The organism is Paenibacillus sp. FSL H8-0261 (assembly GCF_045040645.1).
Classification (GTDB): domain Bacteria; phylum Bacillota; class Bacilli; order Paenibacillales; family Paenibacillaceae; genus Paenibacillus_AQ.
Map to the genome: position 1 here is coordinate 4,520,531 of NZ_CP150297.1, position 12,255 is coordinate 4,532,785.

General features: G+C 43.2%; 11 protein-coding genes. All 11 read right to left on the reverse strand.

Translation table 11 applies throughout. The features are described 5' to 3' along the window. Positions 1 to 98: 98 nt before the first annotated feature. The 11 genes from MHI27_RS20125 to MHI27_RS20175 all read right to left on the reverse strand — a co-directional run bounded on the left by MHI27_RS20125 (position 99) and on the right by MHI27_RS20175 (position 12,178). The gene (locus tag MHI27_RS20125; RefSeq protein WP_405174556.1) at positions 99 to 1,118 is read right to left on the reverse strand and encodes an LCP family protein; all 1,020 of its coding nucleotides are present in this window, start codon (positions 1,116 to 1,118) and stop codon (positions 99 to 101) included. Positions 1,119 to 1,148: 30 nt separating this feature from the next. Next, on the reverse strand, positions 1,149 to 2,270 hold the full coding sequence (locus MHI27_RS20130; protein ID WP_405174557.1) for an FtsW/RodA/SpoVE family cell cycle protein: 1,122 nt from the start codon (positions 2,268 to 2,270) through the stop codon (positions 1,149 to 1,151). A gap of 128 nt (positions 2,271 to 2,398) precedes the next feature. After that, entirely contained in the window at positions 2,399 to 2,932 is a 534-nt protein-coding gene (locus tag MHI27_RS20135; protein ID WP_341052972.1) for a hypothetical protein, read from the reverse strand. Positions 2,933 to 3,025: 93 nt separating this feature from the next. Beyond that, positions 3,026 to 4,408 (reverse strand): sensor histidine kinase, encoded by a 1,383-nt coding sequence (locus MHI27_RS20140; RefSeq protein WP_405174558.1) that lies wholly within the window; start codon positions 4,406 to 4,408, stop codon positions 3,026 to 3,028. 3 nt (positions 4,409 to 4,411) lie between these two features. Further along, positions 4,412 to 5,116: a response regulator transcription factor gene (locus MHI27_RS20145; protein ID WP_341060179.1), complete on the reverse strand. Its 705-nt coding sequence runs from the start codon at positions 5,114 to 5,116 to the stop codon at positions 4,412 to 4,414. A gap of 140 nt (positions 5,117 to 5,256) precedes the next feature. Further along, entirely contained in the window at positions 5,257 to 6,339 is a 1,083-nt protein-coding gene (locus MHI27_RS20150) for a Gfo/Idh/MocA family protein (RefSeq protein WP_149646976.1), read from the reverse strand. Positions 6,340 to 6,356: 17 nt separating this feature from the next. Next, positions 6,357 to 7,274, reverse strand: coding sequence for a helix-turn-helix domain-containing protein (locus MHI27_RS20155; protein ID WP_231573306.1), 918 nt, complete (start codon positions 7,272 to 7,274; stop codon positions 6,357 to 6,359). A gap of 30 nt (positions 7,275 to 7,304) precedes the next feature. Continuing rightward, positions 7,305 to 8,309 carry a Gfo/Idh/MocA family protein gene (locus MHI27_RS20160; protein WP_405174559.1) on the reverse strand — a complete coding sequence of 335 codons (1,005 nt, stop codon included), beginning with the start codon at positions 8,307 to 8,309 and terminating at the stop codon, positions 7,305 to 7,307. Positions 8,310 to 8,507: 198 nt separating this feature from the next. After that, a protein-coding gene (locus MHI27_RS20165; RefSeq protein ID WP_405174560.1) for an IS3 family transposase occupies positions 8,508 to 9,841 on the reverse strand; the annotation gives its coding sequence in 2 pieces (ribosomal slippage) (positions 8,508 to 9,454 and positions 9,454 to 9,841; 1,335 coding nt in all). A gap of 277 nt (positions 9,842 to 10,118) precedes the next feature. Next, positions 10,119 to 11,171, reverse strand: coding sequence for an NAD(P)/FAD-dependent oxidoreductase (locus MHI27_RS20170; RefSeq protein WP_405174561.1), 1,053 nt, complete (start codon positions 11,169 to 11,171; stop codon positions 10,119 to 10,121). After that, positions 11,168 to 12,178 (reverse strand): ABC transporter substrate-binding protein, encoded by a 1,011-nt coding sequence (locus tag MHI27_RS20175; protein ID WP_405174562.1) that lies wholly within the window; start codon positions 12,176 to 12,178, stop codon positions 11,168 to 11,170. Before MHI27_RS20175 ends, MHI27_RS20170 begins: the two co-directional genes overlap by 4 nt. Between the last annotated feature and the right edge of the window lie 77 nt (positions 12,179 to 12,255).

The window sequence follows — 12,255 nt, forward strand, 5'->3', positions numbered from 1 at the left end:
GGCCTCTACCCGTTGACGGATAACTTTACTGGTTATCGGGATTATTAGTAGAACACAAAAAAAAAACTGCTCCTAAGAGCAGTTTAAGTGATAGCCTTTTAATCTACCGTCCCAATATTCTCCAAGTGCAATGAACTTTCGGAGCTAACGCCCGCTTCCGTACTCAGAGTAGTAAGTGCTTGTTTAAGATCCTCTTTATTCACATACACATATGGACTCTTCCAAAGAGATTCCACATGTAAGGAATTGATATGATCTGGTTTGAGTTTAGGGAAGTTCAACAACCATTGCTGGAGATCTGCTTGTGGAATATCAGTCTTCACATTTTCACCGATGATGTCCAATACATTCCCCCATTGGGACACGCCTTGGAAATTCCCTAGCTTATCCAGAATCTGCTTAATTACTTGCTGCTGTCGATCATTGCGCTGAAAATCGGAGGATTCAGCCGTTCCTTGATTCGATTTGCGGTAACGCACAAAATCAAGCACATGTTTGCCATCCAGCTTCTGCAAGCCCTTCTTTAAGTCGATGTTCGTTCCATCTGCCGAATCGATATATTTCATATCCATGTCGACATCAATGGTTAGCCCGCCAAGCAAGTCCACCGTCTCCTTCAGCACATCAAAATTCACCACAACCATGTGATCAATTGGCAGACCTAGTAAATTGCTGAAAAACTCTTTTGTATTAGGGATAGCTTCAGTTTTATCTTTTATGTAATGGTAAGCATAATAATAATTAGCTTTGCGAGAGGGCAACGATTTAGGTTTTAGCAACAAATCCCTCGGTATAGATAAGAAACTCGTCGACTTCGTGTCAGGATTGAAGCTGACAAGCATTAGCACATCGGTATTCATTACCCCACCACCACCGTCCCGACTATCTACCCCGGCAAGCAGAAAAATCATAGGTTCAACCGATACCGTCGCCTTTTTTTCCTCTGGGGCAGCGGTTGGCTGGACGTTGACTGGAGCAGCTATGCGCTCTATCGCGTTATCCGTCTTTTTGTATAAATACCCTGCATATACTCCAATTCCGATAATCGTTGCACCTAAGATAAGTCCAATGCTCGTCAGAATTTTACGAGTTGTTGTCCATTTGCGTTTGTTAGTCATAATTTCCTCCACTCAGTTCCAGTAGCTTTTTCAATCCGTGCTTTCATCCTTATGGACTTTCACACTTAGCACTATGCCAATCGCAATCATATTAGTAAGTAACGAGCTACCTCCATAACTAATAAACGGCAAGGATATCCCCGTCAGGGGCAGCAATCCAAGATGCATTCCAAGGTTAACAGAAACTTGAAAGATAATCATGGCGATAAACCCGGTGACAACATATGCCCCTGCACGGTCCCTACTTTCGAGTGCGATAAAGATCATTCGATAGACGAGCAATAAATATAGCATCAGCAAAATGGATGAACCTATAAAACCGTATTTTGCACCGATGACTACATAGATCGAATCGGAATACGCGTATGGAATATATCCTTTTCGCAAAAAAATACCTTCACTACCCGATAGTCCACCGGAGCCAATGGCTATCATTGCGTTTTTGACATGCCAAGATTTATCGGGATCACTCTGCGGGTCCAAAAAAGCCTGAATTCGTGACAATTGATGGGGCTCGACAATCTTGGATAACAAATCGAAGTTGGCATAATAGAGCCATAATATCGTGCCAATCGAAATAATCACCACACCGAGGATCAAGATCATATATAGAGCACGGATGTTACCTATCCAAAGCATACTAAGCAATATGCCCGCAAAAACGAGCGCTGTACCCAAATCGGGTTGATCCATGATCAAAATAAAAGGAATAAAAAAAACGAAACAAACCGGCACTAAATCTTGAAAAAAGCGAAGCTGCTGTCCTTCTCGTTTACCCAATAGATGAGCAATGAGCAGCACCGTACATATTTTAGCCAGTTCGGAGGGCTGGAGCTGAAAGCTTCCAATACTTAACCAACGCACGGCACCATTGAGGTTCTCCCCAACCAGCTTAACTAGCACAAGTAGACCAATACCCACGCTATAAAAGAGATACGCTAACCAGCCTAATAGAATCTTATAATCTACCAATGCGATGAATAACATGGGTATGCAAAATAAAGCAAATAAATACAACGAACTGATGTAAAGACCATCTAACCGTGTATCCGTAGTCGCGCCATAAATAGCAACAGTACCAATACCAACTAGGCATGCTACGAGAAAAAGTACGGATCTGTCCAGCTTTGCAATTTTGGTGGTGAGAAACATGATACAACCTCTATTTAATTTCTGTATTTTTCTTGTTGTAAAATGAGCATCATAAATAATCCGCCTGAGCACTAATACATCTTGTTTCAAGATGAAGCTGAAGTGCAGCGGATTATAAAGTGGAATGATTATCTCAGATCAAATTTGTCCTGATACGCCTTCTTCGATAACAGCTTTAATTTATCTTCACTCAGCGTATAAATATCCAGTCCGTTCCCCGCCTCGCCCAATGACCAGCCCAGAGCGAGTTCGTTATGGCCATCATCATCGACATCATAAAATCCGGCATAATCCAGACCATACCCAAACCCCTCAACCTCCGAAATCTTTTGCCACGCTTCATTTTCCTGCCTAAGCAGCATTGCTTTTATAGAAGAACCTTTGTTTTTGCTGTACTCATATACAACTACTGCTTCGTCGATACCGTCTCCATCCATATCCCCAAAAGAGATAGCATTATCCTCTTGTCCATCCAACGGAGTTATCAATTGAGCTTTGTCGGGAAGCCATTTGATAAATTCCTGGCTCGTTTTGTCTCGCTGCAGGCTTGCTTCAGATGATGGAGGCTTAATGAGCTCTCCTGGTGTCGCCGGCACTCCGCATCCTCCGAGCAAAAGTATCGTTGTTAACATAGCACCTATCTTTATGAATTTGCTCGGCATTTGGATCATCGACTCCTCGCTTGTCCGCATATATAGTATTTTATCTGTGAAAGAGATGAAAGTGGTTATGAAATAGTTAAATTTGAGCTCTATTTATATCGGCAAGTCAAATTGGACAATCGTCCCCTTACCTAAAGTACTGCTTATACGCAGCTCGCCATGATGCAACGTAATAATCTGTTCCGAGATGGACAGTCCCAAACCGCTGCCTGACGCCTGTTGATCCCCTTTGTAGAATTTTCGCCGCACATTCTCTAAATCCGCTTCTGCGATGCCTGACCCAGTATCCTCAACCGTAATTACAACTTTCCCTGGAACCGTATGGGCAGTAATAAGAATTCGACCTGAGGAACTAGTAAATTTGAGCGAATTATCAATGAGATTAATCATAACTTGCTTCACACGATTCTCGTCAGCTTGAATGACAGGCAGATTCTCTTCTATTTTCACTTGAAGCAAGATGCCTTGTCGGGTTGCTCTAGGGGTGAGTTGTCTGCCAATATGCTGCAACAGCACTGTTAGATCCACAGTCGTGAGGTGAATTGCGATTCTTCCGTTATCCAATTTGGAGAAATCCAATAATTCATCCACCATATGAGTTAACCTGTCACTTTCAGATTCAATGATATCAAGCCCATCATGAAACAGAGCCTGGTTACTCTCCCCACCCGCCTTCAAGGTGATTACCCAGCCTTTGATCGAGGTCAATGGCGTACGCAGTTCATGGGATACGGATGCGATAAAATCATTCTTAAGCTGTTCACTTTTCGAGATTCGACTGGCCATCATATTCAATGTATCTGCCAAGGAACCAAGCTCGTCTTGATAACGCTTTTGTACTCTTATGCTGAAATCTCCTTCGGACATTTGGTCTGCTGCCTGTTTCAGATCTTTAATGGATCTGGTTATGGTCCAAGATAGTAATAATCCAAGCAAGGTGACAATACCAATCACGAGCAAACCTACCCCGATCAGCAAAACCGCAATTTGATTAACTGTATGTATCGTTTCCGTTAAGGAGGTAATAAATCTTACTTCCCCAACGATGTTACCTTTGGCTTGTAAAGGATAGGATACCGTAAAAATAGCTTCCACGGTTACAGGGTCCTCACCCTTCCAACTGCCGGGCTGCCCTTTTATGGCTGCTTGCACATCCATATTATCTGTCATCGTAAAATCGCCTTGGATTCCATTAGAATCCTGCAACAGCCGACCTTCAGCATTAATAATCTGTACCTGTGCATCGGAATGGCTGGCAAAGCCCTTTAACAACCTATCCGATTGTGCCTCTAAATCCTCGTCGCTAAAATATTGCTGATAAAAAGAAGCCGACAGTTCTGCTTGATTCATCAGGGTTTGCTCTATATTATGAAAATAATAATAACGTACAGATAAATTAAGAATAATCTCAAGAATGAGCACAGTAAGACAGATCACTACAAAATAGCTTCCTACTAATCTTTTCTGAATACCCATTCTTCAACCATCCTTTCTAAAGCGGTATCCGAGCCCCCATACAGTCTCAATCCAATGCGGGTTAGAGGCGTCCTCTTCAATCTTCTCTCTTAGCTTACGCACGTGAACATCTACTGTCTTTGGATCACCAATAAAATCCTCACCCCAGACCAGGTTCATTAATTCATTCCTAGATAGTGCTGTATCCGGATGCTCTAAAAAGGTCTTCATCAACTGGAATTCCTTCGGGGTTAATTCAATAATGTCATCGTGCTTAAACATCTTGTTCGAGTTCAAATCCAGGCGAATCGGTCCAGCTTGAAGGATAGTTTTTTGCGGTTTTAAAGCTGTTTCTGTACGACGCAATATCGCTTTGATCCGTGCCACCAGTTCTAATGGATTAAAAGGTTTCACAATGTAATCGTCGGCACCCATTTCAAGGCCATTGATTTTATCCAGATCTTGTCCTCGTGCTGTTAAAAAAATGATAATGACCCCAGGATCCTGCTCTCTTAGCTTCCGGCAGATCTCAAACCCATTTAAATCCGGCAACATGATGTCCAGAACAATAACATCTGGCCGGTTCGTCTCAAAGCTCTGCAATGCTGCTTCTCCACAAGCAGCCTCACTAACCACAAACCCATTATTCGTTAAATTGATAGCTATAAACCGTCTAATATTATCGTCATCTTCCACAATAAGTACTTGATTGCGTTCTACAGTGTTCATGCTCTTCACCCCTATAACCCAGTATTCAAACATGCAAAAAAAACAAAAAAACTCTCCCAGTAAAGAGAGAGTCTTGTCTCAGATCCCTGTAATTAAATCACAAGTGGATATTACTCTATATCGCTATGCTTGTCAAAAATCTAATCCAAATACACAGCCTTACCCGTTTGTGCAGATTCATAAATCGCTTCTAATATTTGCGAAACAACATAAGCCTGTTCAGGTGTTACAACCGGGTCTTTATCCTGTTCAATAGCCTCGATCCACTTTCTTAATTCGATGTCAGGTGCACTTTCTGCTTTTCCTTCATAGTAAGCAACGCCACCTGCCCCAAGCTCAATTTTATTGGTGTACAGCTTGCTGAATTTCTCTCCATTAATTCTAAGTCCGTCCTTCATATCTGCGCCTGCTTCAGTCCCGCTCAAGCTGCATTTCGCTTCATGCACATCCAGAGAATTGAGTGCCCAGCTCGCTTCCAGCATAATTGTGGCGCCATTCTCCATTACGACCATCCCAAAGGCTGAGTCCTCCACGGTGAACTTTTTAGGGTCCCAAGGTCCCCAGGCGTTGGCGGCTTCTTCTTTTTGTGAGAGTTCATGATATTTGGTGCCCAGCACAACTTTTGGTTTATAGTTATCCATCATCCACAGCGTTAGATCCAGCGCATGGGTTCCGATATCGATCAGAGGTCCTCCACCTTGCTTCTCTTCATCGAGGAATACTCCCCATGTCGGTACCGCTCTCCGTCTGATGGCATGTGCTTTTGCAAAATAGATATGACCAAGCTCCCCGGACTCACATGCTTTTTTCAAATACAAACTGTCTTCTCTATAGCGGTTGTCATATCCAATGGTTAGTTTCTTGCCTGTACGTTTCGCTGCTTCCACCATTCGTTTGGCATCTGCTGCCGTTTTGGCCATTGGTTTTTCGCACATAACATGTTTTCCTGCTTCAAGGGCTGCAATTGAAATTTCTGCATGAGCATCATTCGGCGTAAGCACATGAATAATATCAATCGAATGATCTTTTAATAGTTCTGTGTAATCCGTATATACAGCAGCTTCGCTAGTACCGTATTTCTCCGCTGCTTCTTCAGCACGTTCTTTAATAATGTCACAAAAAGCTACGATCTCCACTTTACTTTGCTTGCTCAAACTTGGAAGATGCTTGCCATTCGCAATTCCACCACATCCAATAATTCCTACGCGAAACACTTTACTCATATCTTTCACCCTCACTTCTAATTAGTTTGTTTTGTATTTCGATAAGTTGCTGGAGTCATGCCTAACCGCTTGCGGAAGACAATATGCAAATATGTAGCATTCGTAAACCCTTCCGTTTGAGCGATTTGTTCGATCGGACAATTGCTTTCTTCAAGCTTACGGCAGACCGCTTTCAACCTTATATCCTCAAGCGCCCTACTGAAAGATTGATCGGCGTTAACTTGTTTAAACACTCGCTGCAGCTGCCTTGAACTAATATTCAGCTTTTCAGCAACATTCTCCAAGGTAACAGCTCCTGAATAATTAGCTTCCATATATTGAATGGCGTATTGGTACCGATAAGTTGACATATCTCTAACAGGTGCTTCTGTTCGAATTCCACCTGCATCATACGCTCTTACTGCCTTTAATAAAATGCTGATTACGAGATGTTTAATGGAAGTGTAATATCCCGTTAGTTTACCTTCACAAGCTTCATAGGCTTCAAGAAAACATTTCATAGCGCTGTGATAATCTTGCGCTGGAACTAGTGGTAGCTGCTTTAGCTTCTGAACACAGGTCTCAGCCTCCGCAACCTCCCAAGGATCAACCTCCTCTCTGATCTTCTCTTTGATGTCCACATGTAGACACAGTTCTTCCATAGAATCATCTGGATCCGCCTCTTGGCGGTGCATGACACCCGGTCCGGTTAAATAAAACATTCCCTCAGACAAGGGGTATTTTAAATCGCCAAGAGTCACTTCTCCCTTTCCTCTTGGAATAAAATGAAATTCGAATTCAGAATGATTATGGAAATCTATGACTCTTCCCGGCGGAAAAGAGGTCAAATGAAATCTAAGAACTGTTATCTCGTAATGTCCCCATTGGATTGAAATATCCAATCTTTCGAGCATATCATGCTTCTCAAACATCATCTCATAGGGAAAGTTACTCAATGTTAAATCCTCCTAACAGGTGGAGACCGGTTAAGCGTCTAGATCTGCTAACCGAATCATACGAGCTTCTTTAGCAGAACGATTCGCCGCCTCCATTAATCTCGTAAGCTCCACAGCAATTTGAACATTCTCGGTGGCGAAAGTATCCTTTTGGATATGATTAACCCACTGATGGAATGCGCTTTCACGATTAGCATGTAGCGCTACTTCTTTCCATCCTTCCTCTTTGTCAGCGGATTTGTTACTTCTAAGAAGAAGCTTATCCTCTGGTGTTCCGTAAAGAAGAGTCCCCTCGGTTCCATGTACCTCGATGGTAAACGGCGAATGACTATTCACGAAACCAGCCTCGACCACACCAATTGCTCCTGAATCCGTAAATAATGTTACCACTGCATTATCTTCTACTTCCTTGCCCGTTACATAACCAAAATTAGCACTTACACCGGTCACATCTTGACCTAAGAAAAGCTTCGTCAAATACATAGGATGACAGCCCAGATCAATCAAAGCTCCGCCACCACATTGTTCCAAGCTATAGAAATGATCGGGAAGCCAGTTTTCTGTAGCCCCATTATGAGATAAGCGAACTCTAACGTAAGTAATCTCTCCGAGCAGTTCTTGACTTAGAACTTCTTGAATCGTTAATGCGTATCCATCATTTAGACGTGGCAAGGATACGGTCAGCTTCACCTCGTTCTTTTCCACTGCGCTTATGATCTCTTCAACTTCTTTATGTGTGGGGGCAATTACTTTTTCCGTAAAAATATGTTTGCCCGCTTTAGCCGCAGCAACAATTACATCTCTGTGCACATTGGTCGGCGCATCCACTATGACGGCATCTATATCCTCTTGCGCAAGCAGGTCATCCAGTGATTCGAAAAAGGGAACATTTAAGCTTTCGGCAGCTTTTTTCCCACGCTCTGCATCTTCATCCCAAACTGCAGCCAATACAGTATCCTCATGTTCTTGAGCTTGCTTCGTATAGTCCCAAGCATGTACATGCCAATAGCTAATCTTACCAATTCTAATCGTCATTTGCTTGTGCCTCCCGTATATATGTTATTCTGACATCTACTAATAAAATATCACAGAACAAAACCCTTTATTAGTAGGAAAATGCGACATTATATATATAATATTACGACATAAATAATTTGGAAACAAAATGAAATCAAAAAAGAAACCTTCACTAGGATTAAACTGTACCCTATGTAAAGGACATTTAAAAAAAGTCTAGGCAGATTGAAGAAGATGATCTCTGTATTGAACAGGGGTCATCTTTTTTAAATCCCATTGATACCTGTAGTGGTTATAGTAGGTCATGTAATCCTTAATCTCCTGTTTTAACTCAATCAAAGTCAAACAAGGCTTAATGGAAGCTTGATCTTTAAAATGACCAAAAAAAGATTCTTGTGGGGCGTTATCCCAGCAGTTTCCCCGCCTAGACATGGATTGTTTCAATTTCATTTTCTTAACCATTTTTTGAAAATAAGGATGTGTATAATGAGATCCCTGATCAGAGTGAATGAAGGCACCATCAGCTCTTTTAAACCTTTGGTTTTTCTTAAGCTTTAGGAGAGTATCTGTCGCAAGATCCATTGTGATTCGATCTGACACGTGATACGCCAAGATCTCATTGGTTGAACTATCTTTGATTGTGGATAAATAGGCTTTTTTACCCGATCCGTAAAATAAATAAGTGATATCCGTCAGTAACACCTTACCTGGAATGTTCTGCTTAAACTCCCGGTTCAGCAGGTTAGGAACGACCCTATGCTCCTGAGTAGCCTTCATCATCCGTTTATAGGGATTGGCCCTCCTAAAGGGGCATACAATGCTGTATTTCTTCATAATCCTCCTAATCCTTTTCAAATTGTAGATCACCTTAAACTGGCCCTCCAATGTCATCTTGATGGATCGGGCACCTTTCTTTCGTCTTTTGAAATGAAAAGCTTTTAGAATGACTTCTCTTAGTTGCTCATCTTGCTGTTTCTTCTGGATTCTCTTTTGCTTTGCTTCGGAAGACCAATACCTGTAATATCCACTCCTGGAAACCCCGGATACTTTACATAAATAGTTGACCAAACGGGAGAGTTGATATTTCTCGATGATGTTATGAATAAGGACAAATTTCTGGCTAGATGAAAGTACTATCCTTTGTTCTGCCTCCTTTCCATGAAACGAATCTTTTTTAACAGTTCATTCTCCGCTCGCAGCAAAGCATTCTGAGCTTCTAGCTTGGCATACTTCTCTTCGAGCGTTAGCTCCCGTTTAAGGGGTCTTCCTGAGGCGTAGCTTCTTGTATCCTGCAAACCTAAGATTCCGTTCTCTTGGTAACTCGCACGCCATCTCTTTGCTGAGGATTCGACTCTTTGGAGCCCAATGACAGTTACGTCAAAACCACATACTTCAAATATTTCTCTCGGCGGCTTCCCCTTATTATTCTCTAAGATAAACAATTGCTTAAACGCATCCGTATAAGTAATTGCCTTTGAAGATACGGACCTCACATACGGATTGTTAGATAACTGCTTGATCTCTTTATCTGTAAATATTTTCTTACTCATACCATTCCTCTTCCCTATCTTCTTCGTTATAAACAAAAATACCCTACCGAGAGACTTTTTAAAAGTGTCTACTCGATAGGGTACAGTTTAGATAGCTAACGGTTTCTTTATTAATGACTTCAGTCATCTCCATTTATTACACGACAAAAACTCATCTGTCTAAACAAAAAAAACCTCTGCACGTAGCATAGGGACTGTTTTTTTTCACAAAAATTATACTTATAAATGAGCAAAAAGGACCACCCCATTCGGGCAGCCCTGTCTGCATGCAAATGCATCAGCTATTTGATTCCTCTTCCTCCACAACGCCTAGTGCGCGGTTCTTCTCTTTGAAACGGTCGTTATGGGACGAGACGTAGGCCATGTAAGGGGCATCCGGCTCCATGTACTTCTTCGCACTATTTAACGCTAAAATACCGCTGGTGAAGGTACCCGCAATCAGCTCCACCTTGCTCGGATAAGTAACGAAATCACCCGCTGCGTAGATACCCGGAATGTTGGTAACCATTTGGTCGTCTACCTGCATGTTCCATTCATTCATATTAAGCCCCCAATGGCGGATCGAACCGTAATCGCATCTCATCCCGTGACTGACGACCACAGCGTCGACCTCAAGCTTCTGCTGCTCGCCTGTAACAGTATGAGCTACGGTGACAGTGTCTATAATTTTGCCATCCTGGCTATGAAGCGCTTTTACCGTAAAGGGGGTAAGGATCGTCACGGAAGACTGTCTCATTTGGCTTACTGTCCGTTCATGTCCTCCGAATTCGCCGCGTCGATGGACTATCGTCACGCTGGCCGCAATCGGTTCCAGCTCAACGGCCCAATCCACAGCGGCATCACCGCCGCCAGAGATCAATACCCGCTTGCCGCGAAAGCCGTCCAGCTGCTGCACCGTATAATGCAGATTGGTCACTTCGAAACGATCTGCTCCCTCGATCTCCAGCTTTGCCGGCTTGCGAGCGCCGTAACCGATGGCCAGAATAACCGTCCGAGTGAGATGCTGCTCACCAGTATCTGTCGTCAATAGGAAATTTCCATCCTTCTGCCGCTCACAATGCTGGATACGCTGGCCGAGCACAATCATCGGCTCAAAGGTTTGTGCTTGCTGAACCAACTGGTCGATCAGCTTTTCCCCGCGGACAGGGGTGATTCCTCCAACATCCCAAATCATTTTCTCCGGGTAGGTCAGTATGCGACCGCCCAATTCGTCCTGAGCTTCTATGAGCTTGGTTTTCAGTTCTCTCATACCACTGTAAAAGGCCGTGTACAATCCCGTAGGGCCGCCGCCAATAATCGTAACATCGAATAATTCTAGAGAATGGCTCATGACTGCTCTCCCAACATAACTGGAAGCTGTTTAATTAATGCTTCTCTCGCGAGCGGATCTGTCGTAATGCCCAGCCCCCCGTTTACAAAATAAACTTTCCCCGCCTTCACGGCAGGCAAATCTCTCCAGATCGGCTCGTTGATCATTTGCTTAACCGCATCCAGCTCAGGACCGTCAAAATAAACAATAAAGATCCGGTCTCCTGCCATATTCGGAAGCACTTCAGCCGATATGTCCGAGTATCCGTAGTTCTCAGGATCATCAATCAGCTCTTGGATACCTGCCGTCGGCTTGAATCCTTTCTCATTATAGACAAACGTTGGCAAATAGCTTGTTGTATACACGCTAAGTCTATTTTGACCTAGCATATATTGAAAGACGGAAGCCGTCTCACCGCTCTGAATGGTGCCCTTCTGCAGCAGAGAATCCCACATTTCATTAATGTCAGCCTCATGCTTCGCTAGAAATTCATCCGCTTCTTTCTCAAAGCCTAGCCAATCGCCAATTCTCTGCACGCGTACAGGCATTGGATCCCACTCATTCGTCTGAATAACTGGCGCAACTTTTCTCATAACATCAAGCTGCTGCGCATCTGTCATCGAGGTAATAATCAGATCAGGCTCCAGCTCAATCAACTTCTCCGGGCTCGGCGGCCAGCCCACATCAGCAACGTCTTTCACTTCATCCCTGTACACGGCATATTGAAGCCCATCCTGAATCAGTCCAATAGGTTGAACGCCAAATAGCAAAATATCCCCGACCGTGTTATCTGTATAAATAATCCGCTTGGGTGAACTTGGAATCTCCACCTGTTTACCGTAAGCATCTGTTACAAACTTGGTTGCTGATACCCCTTCTTGTCCGCTTCCTTGGTTTGTTGCAGCCGTTGCTGTATTAGTCGATTTAGCTTGGCTGCCTCCGCCGTTGCTGCCACACGCACTTAATGTCATTGCGATACAAAGCACAGCTAGACCTTTCAGTATATTTTTGCTTTGAATTACCATCATTGTCTCCGCCCATCTCTCTGTTTTATTGATAATCATTATCAACTATAGCCAGTATAGTTTCTGCTCTTAACACCGAC